The organism is Glutamicibacter sp. Je.9.36 (assembly GCF_051129975.1).
Lineage (GTDB): Bacteria > Actinomycetota > Actinomycetes > Actinomycetales > Micrococcaceae > Glutamicibacter.
In genome coordinates this window covers 223,080-244,634 of record NZ_JBCPSN010000002.1, presented here as the reverse complement: position 1 = coordinate 244,634, position 21,555 = coordinate 223,080, and the positions used below count along the sequence as shown (strand labels likewise).

Annotated in this window: 21 protein-coding genes and 1 tRNA gene; 9 read left to right on the top strand and 13 right to left on the bottom strand. The window is 63.9% G+C overall.

Translation table 11 applies throughout. From position 1 onward, the window contains the following. Nucleotides 1-28 precede the first annotated feature (28 nt). Genes AAZQ98_RS05475 through AAZQ98_RS05465 form a run of 3 tightly spaced genes read right to left on the bottom strand, consistent with a single transcriptional unit; the run spans nucleotide 29 to nucleotide 3,094 of the window. Nucleotides 29-988, bottom strand: a complete 960-nt coding sequence (locus tag AAZQ98_RS05475; protein ID WP_434690428.1) for a TAXI family TRAP transporter solute-binding subunit — start codon at nucleotides 986-988, stop codon at nucleotides 29-31. A gap of 4 nt (nucleotides 989-992) precedes the next feature. Next, nucleotides 993-2,429 (bottom strand): sensor histidine kinase, encoded by a 1,437-nt coding sequence (locus AAZQ98_RS05470; RefSeq protein WP_434690427.1) that lies wholly within the window; start codon nucleotides 2,427-2,429, stop codon nucleotides 993-995. Further along, nucleotides 2,426-3,094 (bottom strand): response regulator transcription factor, encoded by a 669-nt coding sequence (locus tag AAZQ98_RS05465; RefSeq protein WP_434691314.1) that lies wholly within the window; start codon nucleotides 3,092-3,094, stop codon nucleotides 2,426-2,428. The genes AAZQ98_RS05470 and AAZQ98_RS05465 overlap by 4 nt, the downstream gene beginning before the upstream one ends. Before the next feature lie 243 nt (nucleotides 3,095-3,337). Here AAZQ98_RS05465 and AAZQ98_RS05460 point away from each other — a divergent pair, with 243 nt between their 5' ends. From AAZQ98_RS05460 to AAZQ98_RS05435, 6 genes are all read left to right on the top strand, one after another. Then, nucleotides 3,338-4,618, top strand: a complete 1,281-nt coding sequence (locus AAZQ98_RS05460; RefSeq protein WP_434690425.1) for an Nramp family divalent metal transporter — start codon at nucleotides 3,338-3,340, stop codon at nucleotides 4,616-4,618. Nucleotides 4,619-4,698: 80 nt separating this feature from the next. Continuing rightward, nucleotides 4,699-5,343, top strand: coding sequence for an NADPH-dependent F420 reductase (locus AAZQ98_RS05455; protein WP_434690423.1), 645 nt, complete (start codon nucleotides 4,699-4,701; stop codon nucleotides 5,341-5,343). Nucleotides 5,344-5,388: 45 nt separating this feature from the next. Beyond that, entirely contained in the window at nucleotides 5,389-5,589 is a 201-nt protein-coding gene (locus AAZQ98_RS05450; RefSeq protein ID WP_434690422.1) for a hypothetical protein, read from the top strand. Continuing rightward, nucleotides 5,572-5,655 (top strand) — tRNA-Leu (locus AAZQ98_RS05445). The genes AAZQ98_RS05450 and AAZQ98_RS05445 overlap by 18 nt, the downstream gene beginning before the upstream one ends. Nucleotides 5,656-5,787: 132 nt before the next feature. After that, nucleotides 5,788-6,765 (top strand): alpha/beta fold hydrolase, encoded by a 978-nt coding sequence (locus AAZQ98_RS05440; RefSeq protein WP_332727066.1) that lies wholly within the window; start codon nucleotides 5,788-5,790, stop codon nucleotides 6,763-6,765. A gap of 67 nt (nucleotides 6,766-6,832) precedes the next feature. Further along, complete coding sequence (locus AAZQ98_RS05435; protein ID WP_434690420.1) at nucleotides 6,833-8,026, top strand: glycosyltransferase; 1,194 nt, start codon at nucleotides 6,833-6,835, stop codon at nucleotides 8,024-8,026. A 62-nt stretch (nucleotides 8,027-8,088) separates the two neighbouring features. Here AAZQ98_RS05435 and AAZQ98_RS05430 read toward each other — a convergent pair whose 3' ends face one another. Genes AAZQ98_RS05430 through AAZQ98_RS05420 form a run of 3 tightly spaced genes read right to left on the bottom strand, consistent with a single transcriptional unit; the run spans nucleotide 8,089 to nucleotide 11,576 of the window. Continuing rightward, nucleotides 8,089-8,943 carry a MaoC family dehydratase gene (locus AAZQ98_RS05430; RefSeq protein ID WP_434690419.1) on the bottom strand — a complete coding sequence of 285 codons (855 nt, stop codon included), beginning with the start codon at nucleotides 8,941-8,943 and terminating at the stop codon, nucleotides 8,089-8,091. Next, a complete protein-coding gene (locus AAZQ98_RS05425; RefSeq protein ID WP_332595399.1) occupies nucleotides 8,944-10,281 on the bottom strand; it encodes a 3-oxoacyl-ACP reductase in 1,338 nt (445 codons plus the stop codon). Then, entirely contained in the window at nucleotides 10,281-11,576 is a 1,296-nt protein-coding gene (locus AAZQ98_RS05420) for an acetyl-CoA C-acetyltransferase (RefSeq protein ID WP_434690416.1), read from the bottom strand. The genes AAZQ98_RS05425 and AAZQ98_RS05420 overlap by 1 nt, the downstream gene beginning before the upstream one ends. Nucleotides 11,577-11,651: 75 nt before the next feature. Here AAZQ98_RS05420 and AAZQ98_RS05415 point away from each other — a divergent pair, with 75 nt between their 5' ends. Next, the gene (locus AAZQ98_RS05415; RefSeq protein ID WP_105661260.1) at nucleotides 11,652-12,311 is read left to right on the top strand and encodes a TetR/AcrR family transcriptional regulator; all 660 of its coding nucleotides are present in this window, start codon (nucleotides 11,652-11,654) and stop codon (nucleotides 12,309-12,311) included. Between the two features lie 52 nt (nucleotides 12,312-12,363). Continuing rightward, nucleotides 12,364-14,379 carry an acyl-CoA dehydrogenase family protein gene (locus AAZQ98_RS05410; RefSeq protein WP_434690412.1) on the top strand — a complete coding sequence of 672 codons (2,016 nt, stop codon included), beginning with the start codon at nucleotides 12,364-12,366 and terminating at the stop codon, nucleotides 14,377-14,379. Between the two features lie 57 nt (nucleotides 14,380-14,436). On the opposite strand, the gene AAZQ98_RS05405 is transcribed toward AAZQ98_RS05410, so the two are convergent. The 3 genes from AAZQ98_RS05405 to AAZQ98_RS05395 form a co-directional block, all read right to left on the bottom strand. Then, nucleotides 14,437-14,883: a VOC family protein gene (locus AAZQ98_RS05405; protein WP_434690409.1), complete on the bottom strand. Its 447-nt coding sequence runs from the start codon at nucleotides 14,881-14,883 to the stop codon at nucleotides 14,437-14,439. 93 nt (nucleotides 14,884-14,976) lie between these two features. Continuing rightward, the gene (locus tag AAZQ98_RS05400) at nucleotides 14,977-15,915 is read right to left on the bottom strand and encodes a dihydrodipicolinate synthase family protein (RefSeq protein ID WP_434690408.1); all 939 of its coding nucleotides are present in this window, start codon (nucleotides 15,913-15,915) and stop codon (nucleotides 14,977-14,979) included. Next, nucleotides 15,912-16,856 (bottom strand): DMT family transporter, encoded by a 945-nt coding sequence (locus AAZQ98_RS05395; protein WP_402473053.1) that lies wholly within the window; start codon nucleotides 16,854-16,856, stop codon nucleotides 15,912-15,914. The genes AAZQ98_RS05400 and AAZQ98_RS05395 overlap by 4 nt, the downstream gene beginning before the upstream one ends. Between AAZQ98_RS05395 and AAZQ98_RS05390 the strand changes: the two genes are divergently transcribed. Continuing rightward, nucleotides 16,855-18,258, top strand: a complete 1,404-nt coding sequence (locus tag AAZQ98_RS05390) for a PLP-dependent aminotransferase family protein (RefSeq protein WP_434690406.1) — start codon at nucleotides 16,855-16,857, stop codon at nucleotides 18,256-18,258. The genes AAZQ98_RS05395 and AAZQ98_RS05390 overlap by 2 nt on opposite strands. A gap of 182 nt (nucleotides 18,259-18,440) precedes the next feature. Here AAZQ98_RS05390 and AAZQ98_RS05385 read toward each other — a convergent pair whose 3' ends face one another. The 4 genes from AAZQ98_RS05385 to AAZQ98_RS05370 form a co-directional block, all read right to left on the bottom strand. Continuing rightward, nucleotides 18,441-18,932 (bottom strand): hypothetical protein, encoded by a 492-nt coding sequence (locus AAZQ98_RS05385; RefSeq protein WP_434690404.1) that lies wholly within the window; start codon nucleotides 18,930-18,932, stop codon nucleotides 18,441-18,443. Between the two features lie 341 nt (nucleotides 18,933-19,273). Next, complete coding sequence (locus AAZQ98_RS05380; protein ID WP_105661251.1) at nucleotides 19,274-19,834, bottom strand: hypothetical protein; 561 nt, start codon at nucleotides 19,832-19,834, stop codon at nucleotides 19,274-19,276. A gap of 76 nt (nucleotides 19,835-19,910) precedes the next feature. Next, nucleotides 19,911-20,597 (bottom strand): N-acetylmannosamine-6-phosphate 2-epimerase, encoded by a 687-nt coding sequence (locus AAZQ98_RS05375; protein WP_332498801.1) that lies wholly within the window; start codon nucleotides 20,595-20,597, stop codon nucleotides 19,911-19,913. A gap of 12 nt (nucleotides 20,598-20,609) precedes the next feature. After that, on the bottom strand, nucleotides 20,610-21,545 hold the full coding sequence (locus tag AAZQ98_RS05370; RefSeq protein ID WP_434690400.1) for an ROK family protein: 936 nt from the start codon (nucleotides 21,543-21,545) through the stop codon (nucleotides 20,610-20,612). Nucleotides 21,546-21,555 lie beyond the last annotated feature (10 nt).

Genomic DNA, 21,555 nt, shown 5'->3' with positions numbered 1-21,555 from the left:
CACCGTCGTGTGCGCACGTGCGCAATTTCTAGCCGTGAAGTTCCTGGTAGGCCTTCCTCGCGCCCGGGTGCAGGGGCTGGCCTCCGGTGCTGACCAAGGTTTCGGGGGTCAAGAACTGGATGCCGGCACTGGATTCTGGCACCAGCTGATCAGCGTGGGCGACCAGGAGATTGACGACGGCTCCGGCCAGCTCCTCGGGCATGTCCGCGCGCGCCATCAAGAGGTTGCCAACCCCGATCGTCTCCACGGACTTGATTCCGCGGTAGGTTCCCTCCGGGATGACTACCCCGTCGTAGAGATCCGGGTACCGCTCGCGCAGCTGCGGCAGCACCGCCGAAACATCGAGCAGGCCCAAGTCCATGGTTGAAGCGAGCTGGCTCAGCGAAGCAACCGGCAGGCCGCCGAAAAGGAACAGCGCGTCAATGCTTCCCTTGCCCAGCGCCTCCAGCCCTGCCACGTACCCGTACTGCAGCTCCTTGGGCGCGATCCCGCGATTCTTCAGCTTCGCTGCCCGCAATATGCGCTGGCCGGTCACCCACGTACCTGACCCTGGCGCGCCGGTGCCGATGGTGCGTCCTGCCAGATCCTGCAGCGAGCTAATCCCGGCTGCTGTGCGGATGATGCAATGGAAATAGTTCTGGTAGACGCGGCCCAGGGCCAGCGGCTGCGCCTGTGGAGCGTTGTCCTTCCGGTACTGGTCCACCGTATCGGCCAGGGCAAGAGCCAGCCCGGCCTTGTTTTCTGCGAGCATCGCCAGATTCTGCGCGCTGGCCTGGGTATTGAGGGCTGTGGAATGCTCGGCGACGCCGTGGTCCATCAAGGCGTTGGAGAGCAAGGAGGCAAATTGGAAGTACATGCCCCCGTCTTCACCGGAGGCGATATCCAATCGATGCGCAGCGGGCAACGAGCTGCAGGAACTCAGTGCTGGCAGTCCGGCGGCGACTGGGGCTGCCAGGAGATATCGAAGCAAGTTCCGCCGCGACGGCATGGGCTCAGGATTCATCGGGCACCTCGGGCTTGCTGCCATGCAGGGGCAGGCTGATCGTTGCTTTGAGCCCTTCGCCCGGAGCCGATTCAAGGGTGAGCTCACCGGCATTCGCGCGCGCCAAGCGATCCACGATAGCCAGTCCCAAACCTGTTCCCGGACTGTGCCGTACACGTTCTGCACGCCAGAATCGCTCGCCTGCATTCGCGAGTTCAGCAGCGTTCATTCCGGCACCGTGATCCTGTATTTGGATGCTGGCAGTTCCCGGATCGAGCCGCAGGCCCAGGACGATCTTGCTGCCAGGAGCGTACTTGAACGCGTTTTCCAGTAGTTCCGCGAGCATCTGCTGCAAATCGAATCCGTTGCACCACACCATGGCGGTCGGCCCCGAGGTGGCACTGCCATCGAGCACCAGCTGGTTTCCCCGTTGCCGGGCAACCTCGGATTGGCGTTCGACTTCCTCGGCGAGCATTTGCCCGACGTCGACTTGTTGGCCGTGCACGGCTGTCTCGGGCAAGGACTCTCCCGCATTTTGCTCGGCTAGCCGATGCTCAGCGCTGGCCAAGCGCATGACGCCGTCCAGCAGGGTTTCCACCCGATGAAGTTCGTTTTCCACCGCATGCACTCCGGCGGGATCCGCTTGGTCGCCCATGCGCATCTTCAAAAGATCCACTCGCAACCGCAAGGCGGCAACGGGGTTCCGGAGCTGATGGGAAGTTTCAGCAATGAACTCCTGCTGCTGCTTCAGGCTCTCGGCCATAGTTCGGGCCATGCTGCCCAGCGACCGCGATAGCCGGCGCAGTTCCGGTGGGCCTTGCTCTTCAAGGAGAACCGGTGCCTGATGCCGCGCAATGTCATTGACGGCATCATTGAGCTGGTGCACCGGACGGAGCACCCAGAAGGTCAGGCGGTCGGCCAAGAGCAGGAGTCCAGCGCCAATGGACATGACAACAAGCCACAGCAGGCTGGACTTTTCCAGCACCTTGGCGCGTGCAGTTTCCAAGTTCACTTGCATCGTGACAGAGCCGAGCACTTGGGCGGAATTGCCGAACGGCTGCGAGAGCAAGGCGGTGGCATCCGAGAGAGGATCGATCGGCGGGATCTGGACCAGTCCCAGATTCAGCTCTGAATCGCGCACGGTGCCAGCGACCTCGGGATCCGCAGGATCGATACTGCCCGAGACCAGTTGCCGCTGGCCCAGATTGATCAGCAGCCCTTCGCCATAGAGGTCGCTATAGGTGTCCATCTCCAGCTGGAGCAGCGACATGTCATTTGCCAGATCAGCATGGGCGGCAAGCTGGACAAAGCGGTTCAATGCCGATAACCGGTTCAGCTGGACTTCAGCGGTGGCATCACGGCTGACGCTCTGCAACAGCATCGCGCTGACGATGGCGACGATTGCAAGCAGCAGCGTGCCCAGGATGCCCAGTACGCGCAGCCTCACGGGTTTGGCGTCTCTAGCCGGTAGCCGACTCCGCGGACGTTCACGATCATCCCGGGCGCAGCAAGCTTGGAGCGCAAACCGGTGAGGTGCACATCCAAAGAGCGCGACACCGCCACGAACGCGTCGCCCCACAAGCGGTCAAGAATCTGCTCCCGGGTAACCACCGCTCCGTCATGCTGGGCCAGCAATGCCAGCAGCTCGAATTCCTTGGCGGTCAGCTGGAGGTGCCGTCCATCCAGAATTGCTTCGTGCTTCCCGGTGTCCACACGCAGTCCGCCGGCGATGAGCACACCGCCGTTGTCATTGGATTGGACCTTGGCGCGGCGGGCCACCGCCTCGATGCGGGCCAGAAGAACCGCCAGCCCGATGGGCTTGACCAGGAAATCGTCGGCACCCTGGCGCAGTCCCCGGACAACGCTCCGCTCGTCATTGCGCGCCGAGAGGATGACCACGGGGACTTCACTGATTTGGCGCAGTTTGCGCAGGACTTCCAGTCCATCCATATCCGGCAGGCCCAGATCCAGCAGGATCATCTGTGCATTGTGGTGCTTCAAGAGCGCGTCAGCGCCGCGGCTGACATGCTCGGCCTGATGGCCTGCGGCACTCACGGCATCGATCAGGGCGCGGGCGACGGCGTGGTCGTCTTCGACGATCAACAGCTGCACGGCATCATCCTCGACGTTCAGATCCGGGCTCGGCGCCCATGGGTAACTGATCAATTCTAGCAATTCGGAACACGCGGTGTTCTCCACGTCACTGCATTCCTAAGAAAGTGTTAGTACTTGACTGAGAGTTTGCCAGTAAGAAAGATCACTACCAAGATTGAATACGATCTCACACCCCCGTGGTCCGCGTCACTGCCGATGCGACTCCGCGGCGGCATCGCACTGTGGCAGAAGGAAAATCGAATGAGCGAAAACACCCAGGCGCAACGCGCCGACCTAGACGGTGGCGGCCCGCCGCGCTGGAAAGTCATTGGCCCGGGACTGGTCGTTGCGGCGACCGGCGTTGGCGCAGCCGACATGGTTGCCACACTAGTAGCAGGCAGCCAGTACGGCTATGCGCTGCTCTGGGCAGTGATCGTCGGCGTGATCCTGAAGATTGTTCTGGTTGAAGGCGCCGGCCGCTACACCCTGGCAACTGGCAAAACCATTTTCGAGGGTTGGAAGACCCTGGGCAAGTGGACCACCTGGTACTTCGGTCCCTACATCATCATCTGGGGCTTCGTTTACGGCGCTACAGCGATGAGTTCCGCTGCATTGCCGCTGGCCGCCTTGATGCCGGCAGTGGATCTGAAGATCTGGGCAGTAATCATGGGCCTGCTGGGCTTCGTGATGGTCTGGTTCGGAAAGTACAGCTTCTTCGAGAAGATCACCGCTGTACTGGTGGGCATCATGTTCGTAACCGTGGTGGGCTTGGCTTTCATCGCTGTGCCAAATATTCCGGAAATGCTCAAGGGCCTGATCCCGATGATCCCGGAAGGCGGCGTGGTCTACACCCTGGCGTTGGCTGGCGGCGTCGGCGGTACCATCACCTTGGCCGCTTACGGCTACTGGCTGCGCGAGAAAGGCTGGTACACCCCTAAGTGGATGCGGGTCATGCGCATCGACAACTCCATGGCTTACGTCATGACCGGCATCTTCGTGCTGGCCATGCTGATCGTTGGCGCGGAAGTTGTTCGCGCCGCCGGCGTGAGCATCTCCGGAGGCGACAAGGGCCTGCTGGAACTGGGCGACGTGCTGAAAGCCGAATACGGCGATGTCGTAGGCAACGGCTTCCTCATTGGCTTCTGGGCCGCGTCCTTCTCGTCGATCATCGGCGTATGGAACGGCGTTTCCCTGATGTTCGCGGACTTCTGGGGCCACATGCGCAAGAAGCCGGCAAACCACCCGGATACCCTGACCGGCGGCAAGTACTTCAAGTTCTATGTCCTGTGGCTGACCTTCCCGCCAATGGTGCTGTTCCTGCTGGACAAGCCAATTGCCCTGATCCTGGCCTACGGCGTCCTCGGCGCGCTGTTCATGCCATTCCTGGCAGTCACCCTCCTGGGCCTGCTCAACGGCAAGCGCATCCCCAAGGCATGGGCCAACCGCTGGCATACCAACACCGCACTGGCGATTACCGCTGCGCTGTTCATCGTCTTGGGCGTACAGCAGCTGTACAAGTCACTGGCACCGCTCTGGAGCTGATGGCCTTTCGCTAGGCAAAAGCCATGGTGGCATGCAATGAATTGCATGCCACCATGGCTTTCGCGTTTAGGCTGGAGGCTATGAGCATCAAGCGGATCGGAATCCTTGGAGCGGGACGAGCCGGCACAGCCCTCGCCCGCGCAGCAGCATCGGCCAGAATCGACGTACGCATCGCAGGTTCCAGGCCTCCACGGATGATGAAGTACCACCTGGCGCAGTACGCATCGCATGCCACCGCCGTACTGGCCGAAGACATTGCCGAGGATGTCGATTTGGTGGTGCTCATGGTGCCGCAAGAGGAACTCGACGACATTGATGTCCCATCCCTGGCTGGCATCTTGCTGGTGGATGCGACCAATCGCTGGGAAGACGAGCCGCTGCCCGACTGGCTGGAAACATCGCTTGAGGCCGGCTTGTCCAGCTCCGAAGGCATTGCAACCCATTTCAAGAGCTCTCGCGTCGTCAAAGCGCTCAATCACATCAGCCACTGGGACATGGACGCGGATCGGGCAACCAAGCAATCCGCGCAACGCGCCCTGGGCGTCGCCTCGGATAACAAGCAGGATGCCCAGACGGTTTCAGAACTTACCCTCGCCCTGGGTTTCTCTCCGGTCCTCCTGCCCAACTTGGCCGCGGGCCGAGGCTTGGAACCTGATGGCGCGATCTTCAACGAAGTACTCGATGCGGCAACGCTGTCCGCCAGGCTCGGCCCACCTTCGCAGTAGAACCGCTAAGCCCGCGTTTCACTAGGCAGATCACATCATATTCCTGTGACGCTCGACACTGATTTCCTGAATTTTTACCTTAAACCTCTAATCAATCCCGGTTTTCCCGCGGAATTCCGGGGTTTTCACTCTCCAGTTGCGGAGAGTTTCCCGATTGGAAATCCCCTGCTGGGGGTGGTAAAGTTTTACTTCGTTGCCAGCGATAACAACGCGAACAACAGACAACCTGCGCGGGTGGCGGAATAGGTAGACGCGCTAGCTTGAGGTGCTAGTCCTCGCAAGAGGGTAGGGGTTCAAGTCCCCTTTCGCGCACAGGTAGAATCCCCGGTTGACTTCGGTCAACCGGGGATTTCTTTATTTAATCCGGACAGCTCCCCGCCCTCGATTGAGGATGCGGCGCCTGCCTCCGCCGCGCTTGCAGGTGTGCTGTCGTAAAGTGCTTATATGACTGATTCTTCCCCGGGCAACGTCCCCGCCCAGCAGGGGCTCATGCCAACTGATGACGGCCACCAGCTGTACTGGGAAGAGTTCGGCAGTCCCGGGGGAATCCCGGCACTGCACCTGCACGGTGGACCAGGAGGAACACTCGGCGCGAGCGGCTACCGGAACCGCTGGGATCTGTCCCGTACTCGCCTCATTGGTTTTGAACAGCGCGGTTGCGGACGTTCTCTCCCCTCGGCAGCCGCTGCGGATACGGACATCGGAGAATTCACTACCCAGCGGCTGATAGCCGATATCGAAACGCTGCGTGTCGGGCTGGGTATCGAGAAATGGATTATCAATGGCGTGTCCTGGGGCTCGACCTTGGCTCTCGCCTACGCACAGGCCCATCCCGAACGCGTCGTCGGCATGGTGCTTTTTGCCGTCACGACAACGAGCCGTGAAGAAGTCCAATGGATCACCGAGACTGTTGGAGCGCTCTTCCCGGAAGCATGGGACCGCTTCTCGCGATTCGCCAGCAGCCACATTCCGGCCTACGCGGCGGGTGAACTGCGACTGGTCGAGGCCTACGCGCAACTGCTCGGCTCCACCGATCTGGAACTTCGCGATGCGGCGTCCCGCGAATGGGCGCTATGGGAGGATACCCACATTTCCCTCGGATCGGAGCAGGTCATCCGCGATCCGCGCTGGCATGACCGCCGCTTCCGGCATTCAATGTCACGGCTGACCACTCATTTCTGGGCCCATGATGGTTTCTGCCAGCCGCCGATCATCGAGAATATGGCTGGGATCCGGCACCTGCCGGCCGTTTTGATCCACGGACGAGCCGATGTTTCCGGACCTTCAATGACCGCATGGAAACTTCACCAGCTCTGGCCAGCTTCCTCACTGGTTATCTGCGAGACCGATGGCCACGGCGGAGCAGAAATGGTCGATCACTGGACGTCGGCAAACGCGAAAATGCTCGACCTGGCTTCTTGATAGCATCAGAGGCGGAGTTTTGAACGAAAAATTCCGTCACTAGCACAGCACTACTGGAGTACTGAACATGCGCATAGCCATGCTTTCCCTGCATACCTCACCGATGCAGCAGCCGGGCTCCGGCGATGCAGGTGGCATGAACGTGTACATCCAGAACCTTTCCTATGCGCTGGGCGCCCTGGGCCACGAAGTCCACATGCTCACGCGCACCGCCAACGAATCCGAGTCGCTCCAGGTCAGCGAGGGCGTGTGGATGCATCAGGTGCAGATCGCTGCCCATCGGAACCTTGCCAAGGAACAGCTCCCGGCGATCATCGACGAGGCCGCGGAGGAAATCGCAACGCACTTGCACGGCGTGAAGTTCGATGTCGTCCACGGGCACTATTGGCTCTCCGGAATGGTGGGGCTGCAACTGGCGCAGCGCTGGTCCGCTCCCTTGCTGGTCTCGATGCACACCTCGGCGGCGGCCAAGGAACACGAATCAGGTCTCCCCGAGCCGGGGAAGCGGAAGGAAGCAGAGAAGCAGCTGCTCGCCGACTGCGCGCGCATCATCGCGAACACGCCCGTCGAGGCGAAACAGCTGCAGCGCTTCTACGGCGTGGACTCGAACAAGCTCGACATCGTCCTGCCGGGCGTCAACCACCGCATCTTCCACCCGGATCAGGACAAGCTGCGCCGGCCTCTGGGCGACGATGACTTGCACCTGGTCTACGCCGGGCGCATGCAACCGCTGAAGGGAGCCCATCTTCTGCTCGAAGCCATGGGCATCGCGCGTCGCGAGGATCCAGCCCTGCGCATTACCGCATCGCTGTTCGGCGCGCTGTCCGGGGCAACGGACTACGACCTGCCAGCGCAAGTCCAACGCCACGGCCTGGAGGACGTCGTCCGGTTCTTCGATCCGCTATCCCCCGAGAAGCTGGCGCTCGTCTTCGCCAATGCCGATGTCGTTGCGGTACCGTCGCTCTCCGAGACTTTCGGGTTGGTGGCCGCCGAAGCGCAGGCCTGCGGCACGCCGGTGTTGGCCAATGCGGTGGGAGGGTTGGCCTACGCCGTCAATGACGGCGAATCCGGTTGGCTCATGACCGAGCCTGATGCCCAGCTTTGGGCCGCCAAGCTGCTTGAACTGGCCCGGGATCCTGAACAGATTACCGCTGCCGGACATGGGGCGCTGGAACATTCGGCCCTCTTCACCTGGGAACGCGCGGCCGTGGCCACCCTGGCCAGCTACCGTGTCGCCCAGTCCGAGCGCCAAGTACGTTGAATGCAATAGTGCCTTGGCCTTCAAGGCAAATCCATTGAAGGCCAAGGCACTAGCGGTGGAGCCTAGCTGCGCACCAGATCCAGCTCGAAGTGGGGCTTGGACTTGCGTGCATTCCACGCGTGGACCTTGTACCCATCGGCTTGCGGCTGGAAGGCCAGGTCAACCGATGCCGGAAGCACTACCGGGGTCTTGAACTCGATGCTCCAGTGGTACGTTCCGTTGGCTGGTTCGATCCCCGCCAATGCCCGGGCTGCCAGGTAGATGCCGTGGGCAATAGCCGCTGGCATGCCCAACGCCTTGGCGCTGACCGCGGACAGGTGAATCGGGTTGTAGTCGCCGGCTACTGCGGCCCAACGACGTCCCGTTCCCTGATCCAGTTTCCAGCTCGCGGTACGCTGCGGTGCGGCAAAGGCCGGATGCGCGATCTTCTCCGGTGTGCGGCCCTCGAGCCGCACGCCTTTGGCCAAGAACGTGCTGCGCAGCAGCACCCGGTCCTGCCCGTCCACGACGAGGCGCATCACCAAGTCGGAGGTGACCCCCTGGGGATGGGCCGAAAGGTTCTCGCTGTGCACCTCGATATCGAATGCTTCGTGCTCCCCCAGCGGCTGGTCCACATCGACCTGGTTGGACAGGTGGATCATGCCCAGCAGCGGCAAGGGGAAATCATCTTGCACCATCAAGGACATCGCCAGCGGGAAAGCCAGCGAGTGCAGGTAGAGGCTGGGCAGCACGCCGTTCATCGGCGCGCCTACGGCCTGGCGGAACTCGGCGAGTTTCACCGGATCGGCCTTGGCGCCCTGGAAGACCAGGACGGTTTCGGGCAGCACCGGGTTCTTCGGCTTCCGCTTCAGGGTCTTCACGGCCCTGGCATAGACCGAGGCCATCGAGGGAATCCCGGTGACGATCTGCGCACCCATCTAGGCACCTACCAGCGATTGGCCGCAGACCCGCAGCACTTGGCCGTTCAACCCGGCCGCGGCATCGGATCCGAGGAAGCTGATCGCCTCGGCAACGTCTACCGGCAGACCGCCTTGCATCAGCGAAGGCAGAACCATGCGGGCAACGGTGCGGGTACCCAGCGGGATCTTCGCGGTCATCTCGGTCTCGATGAACCCGGGAGCCACAGCGGCGATGGAGCCGCCATTTTCTGCAAACAGCTTGGCGCTGGCGTGCACCATGCCGATCACCCCGCCCTTGGAGGCCGCATAGTTGGTCTGGCCGCGGTTCCCGGCAATGCCGGAGGTGGAAGCCAGCGAAACGATGCGCAAACCGGGCAGCTTGGCTGCCAGGAAGGCCTCATTCATGCGCAGCTGCGAAGCGATGTTCACGGCAATCACCGAGTCCCAGCGGCCGGCATCCATATTGGCCAGCAGCTTGTCCCGGGTGATGCCGGCATTGTGGATCACCAGATCCAGCGAGCCATGGCGGCCGATCGCATGGTCCATGATCTGCTGGGCGGCATCCTGGGCGGTGACATCCAACTGCAAGGCGGTGGCGCCGATGGAGTTGGCGACCTTGGCTAGCGATTCGCCGGCAGCAGGCATATCCACCACGACCACCTGCGCGCCGTCGCGGGACAGCGTCTTGGCGATGGCCGCGCCGATGCCGCGAGCGGCACCGGTCACCACCGCGACCTTGCCGGCCAGCGGCTTGGCGAAGTCGGCAGGCAGCACGCCGTCATTGGTGCGCACGGAAAGGAACTGGCCGTCCACGTAGGCGCTGCGCCCGGAGAAGAAGAAGCGCAGCGCGGCCAGCGCACTAGGGCTGGCAACGCTGGTGCCTTCGGCAAGCACGATGCCGTTGGCGGTGGCTCCCGCGCGCATTTCGCGGCCCATCGAGCGCACGATGCCGTCGATGCCCTGGCGCACGGCGGAAAGCTCCGGCGCATCGTCATCGCTGGCGGGACGGGAGAAGGCCACCACGCGGCCGCCTGGCAGCAGCTTGCGCAACGCCTGGCCGGCCGCCAGCATCAGTGGCGACAGCTCGGTGGGGTGCTCGAGTTCATCGAGCAGCAGCACCAGGCCGCCGAGCTTGGCATCGCCGGCGTCGTGCCGGCGCACATCCAGCCCCCAGGCGACCAGGGTGTCGCTCAGGTCCTGGGCCTTGGACGAGGCACCGAGCACCAGCACCGGGCCGGGCAGCAGTGGCGCATCGGGGCTGTAGCGGCGCAAGCGCGGAGGACGCGGCAAGCCCAGCAGGGTGGCCAGCTTCTTGGTGATCCCGGAATTAACCAGTTCCATGTACTTGTCCGCCATTAGCTGCGAGCCTCCAGAATTGCGACGACGCCCTGGCCACCTGCGGCGCAGACCGAAATCAGCGCGCGGCCCGAGCCCTTTTCATGCAGCATTTTCGCGGTGCTGGCGATGATGCGCCCGCCGGTGGCGGCGAAGGGGTGCCCTGCGGCCAGCGAGGAGCCGTTCACGTTCAGCTTCGATCGGTCGATGGCGCCCAGCGGGGCATCCAGCCCCAGCTTCTCGCGGCAGAATTCCTCGTCCTCCCACGCCTTGAGCGTCGAGAGCACGGTGCCCGCGAAGGCCTCGTGGATCTCGTAGAAATCGAAGTCCTGCAAGGTGAGGTTGTTGCGCTCCAGCATCCGGGCGGTCGCGTAGGCCGGAGCCATCAGCAGGCCCTCGGCACCGTGCACGAAGTCCACTGCCGCCGCTTCGAAGTCCACGAAATTGGCCAGCATCGGCAGGTCGTTGGCTTGCGCGTACTCTTCGCTGCCCAGCAGCACGGCCGAGGCGCCGTCGGTCAGCGGGGTGGAGTTTCCGGCGGTCATGGTCGCCGCATCGCCCAGGTTCTTGCCGAAGGCGGGCTTGAGCTTGCCCAGCTTTTCCATGGTGGAGTCGGCGCGCAGGTTGTTGTCCTTGGACAGGCCGTTGAACGGGGTGACCAGGTCGTTGAAGAAGCCGCGGTCGTAGGCGGCGGCCAGGTTCTGGTGGCTGGCCAGGGCCAGTTCATCCTGGGCCTCGCGGGTGATGCCCCACTTCTTGGTGGTGATTGCCTGGTGGTCGCCCATGGACAGGCCGGTGCGCGGTTCGCCGGTGCCGGGGGCGGCCGGGGCCAGATGGCCTGGGCGCAGCTTGGCCAGCGCGGCGAGCTTGGCCTTGGTGCTGCGGGCGCGGGAAAGCTCCATCAGGATGCCGCGCAGAGCATCCGAGACGGCGATCGGCGCGTCGGAGGTGGTGTCCACGCCGCCGCCGATGGCGGAATCGAGCTGGCCCAGCTTGATCTTGTTGGCCAGCGAGCCGATGGCTTCCATGCCGGTGGCGCAAGCCATCTGCACGTCATAGGCCGGGGTGGCGTGATCCAGCGAGGAGCCGAGCACCGATTCGCGGATCAGGTTGAAGTTCTTGGAATGCTTGAGCACCGCGCCGCCGGCGACGGCGCCGATGCGCTGTCCCTGCAGCCCGAAGCGGGCGACCAGGCCCTGAAGTGCTGCAGTGAACATGTCCTGGTTGGACGCATTGACGTAGGCGGTATTGGAACGGGCGAAGGGAATGCGGTTGCCACCGATGATCACGGCATTGCGCACAGAGGGCTGGCTCATGTTCGTTGAACTCCTACAAATATTCTGGTGTGACAAGTATTACTGTAACCAAGAGTACATGATACTGTGAGTTACGTGAACAAGATCACTGGGGAAATCGACCGCGAGACCGACGGCCGGGCAGCTCGCTGGCAAGCGCATCGCACCGCGCGCCACGAAGAACTGCTCAAGCTGGCGCGCAAGGCCGTGCACAAGCTCGGTCCGCAGGTCTCCATGGAAGACATCGCCAATCACGCGAAAACTTCCAAACCGGTGTACTACCGGTACTTCGGCGACAAGGAGGGCCTGCGCCAGGCACTGAGCGCCATGGTGATCAACGACTTCCGCGAACGCGTCATCGCCGCAGGCCTGGCCAAGGAAGACGAAATCAGCGCCCTGCACGCCATGGTTTCCTCCTACCTGGAGCTGGCCGCCAATAGCCCGAACCTGTACTTCTTCGTGACCTCGGCCCCGCGCTGCGCCGACGATGAATCCGCTGGCGCCCTGAGCACCTTCTTCGAAGAGGCATCCAGCTTGATGAGCGAACGCCTGCTCAAGCTCTATGACCAGCGCGCCACTTCCGCGACCCTGGAGTTGTGGCCGCGCGCGGCGCTGGGCATGGTCCGCGCGGCCGGCGAACAGTGGCTGCGCCAACCGGATTCCGCCAACAAGCCGGCCTTGCCGTCGCTGGCCGCGGAACTGACCAATTGGCTGGCCTACGGCATCGCCTCCACCCGGACCCCGAAAACCAACTGAAGCACCCAGGTGCACTCCCAAGCCGACTCACCACCGAATAGAAAGACACGTCATGAGCGAGAACCGCATCAACGTCAACGCCCTGTCCAAACAGCTCTTCGGCCCCTACGCCGAAATCCGCAAGGCCTCCCGCGCCCGCGCCGCGGACCCGCAGCTGCAGCGCGACCCGCTGCTGGGCATGGATGAGCACCGCGAACGCGTTCTGGGCCAGCTGGGCATCCTGGTGCAGCAGGAAGCCGTCCAGCGCGCCTTCCCCACCGAATTCGGCGGCAAGAACGACCACGGCGGATCCATCGCCGCCTTCGAGGAACTGGTCGCCGCGGACCCGTCGCTGCAGATCAAGGCCGGAGTGCAGTGGGGCCTGTTTGCCGGGGCGATCCTGCACCTGGGCACCGAAGAGCACCACAAGGCCTGGCTGCCCGGCGCAATGAACCTGGACACCCCCGGCGCCTTCGCCATGACCGAAATCGGCCACGGCTCCGACGTGGCCGCGGTGGGCACCACCGCCACCTACGACGAGGCCACCGATGAATTCGTCATCCACACCCCGTTCAAGGCCGCCTGGAAGGAATTCCTGGGCAACGCCGCCCTGCACGGCAAGGCCGCCACCGTCTTCGCGCAGCTGGTCACCAAGGGCGTGAACCACGGCGTGCACTGCTTCTACGTGCCGATCCGCGATGAGCAGGGCAACTTCCTGGAGGGCATCGGCGGAGAGGACGACGGGCTCAAGGGCGGGCTGAACGGCATCGACAACGGCCGGCTGCACTTCACCAATGTGCGCGTCCCCCGCACCAACCTGCTTAACCGCTACGGCAATGTGGATGAATCCGGCACCTACTCCTCGCCGATCGCCTCCCCGGGCCGCCGCTTCTTCACCATGCTCGGCACCCTGGTCCAGGGCCGCGTCTCGCTGGACGGCGCCGCCACCAACGCCTCGAAGATCGCCCTGCAGATCGCGGTGACCTACGGCAATCAGCGCCGCCAGTTCAACTCCGTCTCGGACACCGAGGAAACCACCTTGCTGGACTACCAGCGCCACCAGCGCCGGCTGCTCACCCGGCTGGCCCGCACCTATGCGTCCTCCTTCGCCCACGACGGGCTGCTGGAGAAGTTCGACGCGGTGTTCTCCGGGCGCGAGGACAGCGACACGGACCGCCAGGATCTGGAAACCCTCGCCGCGGCGCTCAAGCCGCTGAGCACCTGGGACGCGCTGGACACCCTGCAGGAATGCCGCGAAGCCTGCGGCGGAGCCGGGTTCATCGCCAAGAACCGCTTCACCCAGCTCTATGCAGACCTCGATGTCTACGTGACCTTCGAGGGAGACAACAATGTGCTGCTGCAGCTGGTGGGCAAGCGCCTGCTCACCGACTATGCCGCCGAATTCCGCAAGCTCGATACCGGGGCCATGGCCCTGTACGTGGCCAAGCAGGTGGGCACCACTGCCCTGCACCGCTCGGGCCTGCGCAGCGTCGGCCAGGCGTTCGCGGATATCTCCGACGAGCGCAAGAGCGCCAACTTCTTCAAGGACCCGGAGAACCAGCGTGCCCTGCTCACCGACCGCATCAACGCCAAGGTGGCCGAAGTTGCCGGCGCCCTGCGTGCTGCCGGCAAGGACAAGGCCAAGGGCGCCGCGGCATTCAACGAGAACCAGGACCTGCTGATCTCCGCGGCACGCGACCACGGCCAGCTCTTGCGCTGGGAAGCGTTCACCGCCGCGTTGGAGCAGACCGGCGATGCTGCCACCAAGGAGGTGCTGACCTGGCTGCGCGATGTCTTCGCCCTGAGCCTGGTCGAAGACGACCTGGGCTGGTACCTGTCCCACGGCTTGCTCTCCATGCAGCGTGCCCGAACCCTGCCCGGCTACCTCAACCGCCTGCTCGCCCGCCTGCGCCCGCACGCACAGGACCTGGTCGAGGCCTTCGCCTACACCCAGGACCACCTGCGCGCGGACATCTCCTCGGGCGGCGAAGCCGAGCGCCAGGACGAGGCTATGGAGTACTTCCGCAAGCTGCGCGCCAGCGATGACGCGCCGGTCAGCGAAAAGTCGCTGCAGAAGGCCAAGGGCTAACCCGTAGCCACGCCGATGCCCGCATCCCAAAGCATTCTGGGTGCGGGCATCGGGTGGTTAACCGTTCAAGCGCTGGGCCAGCGCCACAATGATCCCTTCAGGTCCGCGAATGTAGGCCATTTTCCACACGCCTTCATAGTGTCCGATGCCGCCGATCAGCGGATAGCCGCGCTGGTTCAAGTCATCCACCGTGGCCTGCAGGTCATCGAGCTCGAAGGCGATCGAACGCAATCCCAATTCATTGGCCATCGCCGCATGGTTTCCCGGCAGGTGCGCTGGTCTTTCGAAACTGGACAGCTCGATTCCCACATCGGATCCGGGAGCCTTGAGCATCACGATATTCGTGCGCGAGTCGGGCACAGCGCAGACGGTCTCCAGGAACTCGCCTTCAAGCCCGTTCGCCCGGCCTTCCACTTCCAGCCCCAGGCTGGCAAAGAAGCCGGTCACCATCTCGAGGTCGGCAACGGTGATGCCTACATGGTCGAATCGAATGGGTCGCGGCATGGGAATCGGTTCGCTTTCGCTCGAAGGTACGCCACAGCCTACTCCGCTGGACGGCGGCGAACCAGATCGCCGCTGCCTTTTGGCACCAGCAAACTAGCTTGCGGCGAGCCGAAGCTCGTCCGCCACCTTGGCTACCAGTCGCCGCTGCTTTGGGCACACCGCCTGAACCGGCAGCGGCAAGCAATCTTCAGCTACCCAGCCAAAGTGCTCGGCGATGGCGGCACTGATCCGAAGGCTGCCTCCGCAGTGCGCCATCAGCTCCCACAGCGGCTCCAGTCTCGCTGAGATCGCCAGCGCCTTTTGCGGGTCTCCTTCCTGCACCGCACGCGTAATCTCAACCACCGGGCCGGGGATCGTTCCGCCCACCGCGGTAAACCACGCGTCACATCCTGCGATCAGGCCAGCTGCCCCTAAAGCATCGCCCGATACGCCGATACCCACGTGTTCGGGCAGCACCGCACGAATTGCGGCCACGTGCTCCTTGGCCTGCACCGGATCGGCTGGAACCCCGGGAATCTTGATTGACACGATCCCGGGCAGCTGCGCGATGCGCCCGTAGAGCCGGTTGCTGAAGGCGAAGTGGGTGGTCCGGGGATTGTCGTAGACAATGACCGGCAACTCGCTGTGTTCACTGGCCGCCTTGAACAGGGAGAAGACCTCATCGTCATTCAGCTGCTGATAGCCCACCGGGGCGAGCAGCACGCCGACGGCACCGGCGTCCCGGGCATCGCCAATATGTTCCAGGACGCGGGAAGTGCGCAGTGCACCCACGCCAGCAAGCACCGGGATCCGGTCCGCATGCTGCACGGCCAGCTCGATGACGCGCCGGCGCTCGGCGCGATCCAGGTACATATACGAGCCAGTTGAGCCCAGCACGGTGATCGAATCCACCTCGGCCTGCACTAGCCGCTGCACCAGGCCAATGAATGCCGGCTCGTCGAGCCGGTCATCTCGCAAGGGCGTAAGCGGGAAGGCGCTGAGCCCGGTCCACGCAGTTTCCGGCGCCGCGTTGTTCTTCGCTGCCAAGCTCATGATCCGTTCTCCTTGGTGATGCGCTGGTTCCTCGATCTTACGGCGAGCAGTGCGCAGAGGATGACCGCGCATCCGCCCACAACGGTGGGCCAACCGATGGGTTCGTGCAGCAGCAAGCCCGCCCAGCAGATGGTCATCACCGGTTGCGCCAATTGCACCTGGCTCACCTGCGCCATCGGCCCGATGGCCAATCCCCGGTACCACGCGATGAAGCCCAGGAACATGCTCACGACACCGAGATAGGCAAACGCAGCCCACTCGCCGGGTGTCGCCGTGGGCGGGTGCTGGACCGCTGAGACGGTGGCGAGCGTCAGCATCACCGGAGATGCGAGAACCAGCGCCCAGGAGATGGTTTGCCACGAGCCGAGCTCGCGCGAGAGCAGGCCGCCTTCCGCGTAGCCGATAGCGCAAGCCAGTACGGCGCCGAAAAGCAGCAGGTCTGCTCCGTGCAGCCCGCCCAGCCCGCCACCTTGCACAGCGGCAAAAGCCAGGGCGGCCAGTGCCCCGGCAGCTGCCGCAATCCAGAACCTGGTGCTCGGGCGTTCCTTGGTACGCAGCACTGCGGCAACTGCCGTCGCCGCAGGCAAAATGGCGATGACTACCGCACCGTGGCTGGCCGGAGCCGAGGTCATTGCAAAAGAGGTCAGCAGCGGAAACCCGGCGACGACTCCCCCGGCGACAACAAGCAGCCGCCAGCATTGCGGCCGCGTAGGAAATTTCTGGCCGGTCAACCAGAGTGCGCCGATGGCTAGCGCTGCGGCGATCACCGATCGCCCTGCACCGGCAAACAGCGGATGCAGGTGGCCGTGCTCTACGGCGATGCGGGTGAAGGGCACGGTGAAGGAGAAAGCGAGAACGCCCAGTAGCCCCCAGAGCAGTCCGGCACCCGGGGTGGATAGCGGTTGTCGATTATTGACAGTAGCGGTACTATGTAGCTTCATGTTTAACAGTAGCAGTGAGCGTGTGGTTGCGAAACTCCAAGAGTGGATTGTGGCAGCCCCTGCCGGGAGCCAGTTGCCCTCCACGCGTGCTCTGGTGGCGGAACACGGAGTCAGCCCGGTCACGGTGCAAAAGGCTTTGCGCACGCTCATCGGCCAAGGCGTCGTCGAGTCACGCCCCGGTATCGGCACCTTCATCCGCAAGCAACCGGTAGCCCGGGCGCACGACTATGCCTGGCAAACCGCCGCGCTGGGGGTCGTCCATCGCCCGTTGCCGGAGTTGGCCGCCGCCCAGCGGGCGACACCCAATGACGTCATCTCCTTGCATTCTGGATACCCGGATCGCGAGCTGCTGCCTGAACGCCTGGTGCGCAGCGCCTTCGCCCGAGTTGCACGCAGCGACGCGGTGCTCCAGCGCACCGAAGCCGCGGGATTGCCGGAGCTGCAAAGCTGGTTCGCCAGCGAGCTCGGGGCGATCACCGCGCCGGGACTGAGCGCACCGGCGGCCAGCGAGGTTGTCGTGCTCCCGGGCAGCCAAAGCGGACTGGGGTCGATCTTCCGCTCGCTGGTTGGGTCCGGAAAGCCGATGCTCATCGAATCCCCCACCTACTGGGGCGCCATCCTGGCTGCCGCGCAGGTCGGCGTGCAGCTCATCCCCATTCCCGCTGGGCCGCACGGTCCGGACACCGAGGTATTGGACCGTGCTTTCGAGCAAACCGGGGCTCGCGCTTTCTACGCGCACCCGAATTTCGCGAATCCCACCGGCGCCCGCTGGTCGCCCGAGGTTTCGCTGCGGGTACTGGAGATCCTGAAGCATCGCGGCGCGTTCCTGGTGGAAGATGACTGGGCCAAGGATTTCGGGATCGACGTGGATTCCTCACCGGTCGCCGCCCGTGATGACAGCGGCCATGTGGTGTATCTGCGATCCCTGACCAAGAGCGTTTCCCCTGCAGTGCGCGTGGCCGGGGTAATTGCCAGGGGCCCGGCACGTGAACGGATCCTGGCCGACAACCAAGCGCAATCGATGTATGTCAGCGGCCCGCTGCAAGCGGTTGCATTGGATGTGGTCACGCAACCCGGGTGGCGCACCCATTTGCGTTCCGTGCGCCAGCAGCTGGCAACCCGCCGGGATCTGGTCCTGGATGCCTTGGCGCAGCATCTGCCCGAGGCCCAGGTTGAACAGATCCCCCGAGGCGGGCTGAACCTCTGGGTACGGCTGCCCGATACAGCTAATCCGGCGCAGCTGGTGCGCGACTGCGAGCTGCGCGGTGTAGCGATCGCGGCCGGCGACAGCTGGTTCCCTGCCGAGCCGACCGGACGCTTTTTGCGGTTGAACTTTGCCGGCCCGAATCCCGGAGCCTTCAGCCAGGGCGTGGAGACCATCGGCCAGGTGCTGCGCGGCTAGGCCCAATGCGAAGAGCTAACCAACATTTCTGGTCTTCGTGGGGCTGCGAGGTCCGTTGGTCGAGGACAGTGCCTGCGATCATCAACTCCGTTTGGACCGGCAAGGCATTTGCCAGCGTCGCGGCATGGTCCTCGTACTCAGGATGCCAGAAGGCATCCCAGTACCGTTTTCAGCGTTGTGGGCTACCCGTAGATATGGATGCTGCCGCCATACCCGGCGGGAAGACCTCGGCCTAGCAACCACTGGCCGAGCACTTCGGTGACCTGGGCGATGTTCAAGGATTGTGGGCCTTCGAATTCCACGTCCGTATCAGGATTGCTCGACTGAGAGTCCGGGTCGGCACCGTAGCCGACCCTGATGTTGCATGCCTGATGGCCAACGATAGAGAGCTCCAAAGTGTAGTTCCCATCAGAAAGCTTGGTGCCTTGGGCATACTTGGTCATCGGATCGTTTTCAAAGGAATAGTTTTCTCCCCATTCACGGACCATGCGCAATATTGAGGGGATCTGGGCCACCGATTCGAGCTTATGCAGCTCGTCATGCCGGCTGGTGCCCCACCAGATTTCCTCCGGAGCCACTTCATCCTCCAAGAAGGCATCAAGCTCGATGGCGTTAAACCAGTTGAACTTCCTGCTCAAACGCAGCTGCCCGATTGAGTCCATCACCTTATCCATATTCGGATCGTAGCGATGAGGAAGGACAAATAAGACACATCCTGAGTCCGTCTGGAAAGCCCAAGATACAAGCGGCACGAAACGCGGGACGATTCACTTGGCTAAGTTAGCCATAATCATGCGCGCGCCTCGTAGGTTTTGAAAGCAATAGTCAGTTCACTGCACCCCAACGACCCGAATAAGGGCACAGGCCCCGGTGAGTTGCTCGCGTTGGTACTCAGATAGTGTGCTTAGTGCGTGCATGAAAATGCTCCCCTAAAGTTGTTGACTTTTACAGTCCAACTTTCGGGGAGCAGTTCAAAATAATTTCATCCACCGGGGCCTGTTGAACTCTTTGCTGGCTACAGTCCGTCTACCTCGACCAGGCCGCGGCGCGTAGGCACCGGGGCCACGTGCGTGCCGTTGGCCGCCACACGCTGAACCGACAGCAACCGCGGCGGCGCCCCGTCGGCGGTTTGCAGGATCCACGGACCGACCATCAGGTAGCCGCGATCATTTTCGGCCTCGGTGACCACGCCGGTAATCACGAAATCACCGTAGGGTTCCTGGCTGAAGGATGCGGCAACCAAATCGCCGTGGGACAGCTCGGAAACTTCAACGTCTTCCGGGGCGAACTCGCCTTCGAAGACTGCGGGGAAGGCGCGCACGTCCTTATCAGGCTGGCGGGCCATGGTTTCGCCGCCGTCGGCGTCTTTGGCTTTCTTCTTGGCAGCGGCCGCGTTCAGCCCGCCGACCATGACGTCGTCGAGCACGGTGGCGTGCGCGGCACCGGTGATCAGGAAGTTGCCGAAGCGGGCGGTCTTGTAGAGCACCGAGATCACGTCCCCGGCTTCCACCTCGCCGAAGGCCGCTTTCATGCCGGCTACATCGCGCTTGGAAGGGCCCTTGATAAAGACGTCCACGGGGTGATTCTCCGATTCTGCAGGAATTAGGTTCTGCGCTTAAGCGTAGGCCAGTTGCCAGCCACGAAGAAAACGCCTAGCCTCGCAGGGCGGCGTCGAACCATCCGGTAATGCTCGCCGGATGGGTGATCGCGGTGCCCACCACCACGGCGAACGCGCCGGCATCCAGCGCGGCTTTGGCCTGCGCCGGGGTGTGGATCCGGCCCTCGGCAATCAATGGCGGCTCCAGGCCCGCTGCCGCGATCTGTTCCAGCAGCTCAAGGTCAGGCCCCTCGGTCTTGTCCCGTTCCCCGGTGTAGCCGGCCAGCGTGGTGCCGATCAGATCGGCCCCGGCCTGCGCGGCGGCCAGCGCGTCGTCCAGCGACCCGCAGTCGGCCATTACCAAGGCGGCAGACCGTTCGTGAACCGCGCTAATGGTTTGTTCCAGGCTCTTGCCGTCGGGCCGTTCGCGGCGGGTGCCGTCCAGGGCCACGATGTGCGCCCCGGCGTTGGCCACCGCCAAGGCGTGGTGGATGGTGGGGGTGATGAACACGCCCTCATGGCCGTCCTTGAACAGCCCGATGACCGGCACCTCGACGGCCGAACGCGTGAATTGGATATCCGCGATGCCCTGCACGCGCACCGCGCCGGCGCCGCCGATCACCGCCGAGGCCGCCACCTGCGCCATGGTCTGCGGGTGGCGCATCGGCTCCCCCGGATAGGCTTGCGCCGAAACGATCAGCCGCCCGCGCAGGGCTTGCAGTGCTGCTGCCGAAAGCAACATGTCTTTCTCCTCTTAGTCTTGTGGCCAGAATAGGCTGGCTGCCCCGATCAGGGCGGCATCGGTTCCCAAACGGGCAGGTTCCAGCGCGGTGCCGCGCACCAGGTCGATGGCGCTGGAGGCGAAGCCCTCGCGCACACCCTCCCACCAGATCTTCCCCGCCCCGGCCATCCCGCCGGCAATGACGATTTTCTGCGGGTCCAGCACGTTGGCCAGCGATCCGGCGGCGGCGCCTGCGGCCAAGCCTCCGGTATGCAATGCCCGATAGGCCAAGGCGTCGCCGGCTTCGGCCAGCGCGGTGACCGCCTGGGTGTCGCGCACCTGCGGGTTGCCGGCCAGTCGCTGGTAGTGCCGGTGGATCGCCGGCCCGGCGGCGATCGCCTCCACATGCCCGGTGCGTCCGCAGGAGCATTCCAGCCCGGTGGCGTAAGCCGAATCGATGTGCCCCATATGCCCGGCCACGTGGTGGAAGCCGGTGACCAGCTGGCCGCCGTGCAGGTAGGCTCCGCCGATTCCGGTGCCGATGGCCAACAGCATCACCTGGCCGGTTCCCCGGCCCGCGCCGAAGCGGGCCTCGCCCAAACCGTGGGCGTGCACGTCATTGACCGCGCGCACCGCTAAACCCGTGAGCCGTCCCAGTTCGGCCGCCATGTCGGTGCCGGCCCAGCCCGCCAGGGTATCGGTGGCCGAAACCACCTTCGCGGTTTCCGGGTCGATGACCCCGGCGGCGCCGATACCCAATCCGGCCGGCCGCGCCGAGCATGCACCGCGCAGCTGCTGCACCACGCCGGCCATGGCCGCGATGATCGCGGCAGAGCCTTCGCAGGCCGGTGTGGGTGCTTGGCTGCGCGCGGTGATGGTGCCATCGCGGCGCACTACGGCGCCGGCGATCTTGGTGCCGCCCAGATCCAGGGCGAGCACCTCGCCGGCGCCTGCTAGTTGTTCTTGCACTGGGCCAGGG

What these genes read in the sequence shown, in the direction of transcription:
- AAZQ98_RS05405 (WP_434690409.1), bottom strand. Translation starts at nt 14,883, where the DNA reads ATGCCGCGACCCATTCGATTCGACCATGTAGGCATCACCGTTGCCGAC.
- AAZQ98_RS05420 (WP_434690416.1), bottom strand. Translation starts at nt 11,576, where the DNA reads ATGAGCCAGCCCTCTGTGCGCAATGCCGTGATCATCGGTGGCAACCGC.
- AAZQ98_RS05385 (WP_434690404.1), bottom strand. Translation starts at nt 18,932, where the DNA reads ATGGATAAGGTGATGGACTCAATCGGGCAGCTGCGTTTGAGCAGGAAG.
- AAZQ98_RS05410 (WP_434690412.1), top strand. Translation starts at nt 12,364, where the DNA reads ATGAGCGAGAACCGCATCAACGTCAACGCCCTGTCCAAACAGCTCTTC.
- AAZQ98_RS05395 (WP_402473053.1), bottom strand. Translation starts at nt 16,856, where the DNA reads ATGAAGCTACATAGTACCGCTACTGTCAATAATCGACAACCGCTATCC.
- AAZQ98_RS05425 (WP_332595399.1), bottom strand. Translation starts at nt 10,281, where the DNA reads ATGGCGGACAAGTACATGGAACTGGTTAATTCCGGGATCACCAAGAAG.
- AAZQ98_RS05435 (WP_434690420.1), top strand. Translation starts at nt 6,833, where the DNA reads ATGCGCATAGCCATGCTTTCCCTGCATACCTCACCGATGCAGCAGCCG.
- AAZQ98_RS05460 (WP_434690425.1), top strand. Translation starts at nt 3,338, where the DNA reads ATGAGCGAAAACACCCAGGCGCAACGCGCCGACCTAGACGGTGGCGGC.
- AAZQ98_RS05400 (WP_434690408.1), bottom strand. Translation starts at nt 15,915, where the DNA reads ATGAGCTTGGCAGCGAAGAACAACGCGGCGCCGGAAACTGCGTGGACC.
- AAZQ98_RS05475 (WP_434690428.1), bottom strand. Translation starts at nt 988, where the DNA reads ATGCCGTCGCGGCGGAACTTGCTTCGATATCTCCTGGCAGCCCCAGTC.
- AAZQ98_RS05440 (WP_332727066.1), top strand. Translation starts at nt 5,788, where the DNA reads ATGACTGATTCTTCCCCGGGCAACGTCCCCGCCCAGCAGGGGCTCATG.
- AAZQ98_RS05390 (WP_434690406.1), top strand. Translation starts at nt 16,855, where the DNA reads ATGTTTAACAGTAGCAGTGAGCGTGTGGTTGCGAAACTCCAAGAGTGG.
- AAZQ98_RS05430 (WP_434690419.1), bottom strand. Translation starts at nt 8,943, where the DNA reads ATGGGTGCGCAGATCGTCACCGGGATTCCCTCGATGGCCTCGGTCTAT.
- AAZQ98_RS05375 (WP_332498801.1), bottom strand. Translation starts at nt 20,597, where the DNA reads ATGTTGCTTTCGGCAGCAGCACTGCAAGCCCTGCGCGGGCGGCTGATC.
- AAZQ98_RS05455 (WP_434690423.1), top strand. Translation starts at nt 4,699, where the DNA reads ATGAGCATCAAGCGGATCGGAATCCTTGGAGCGGGACGAGCCGGCACA.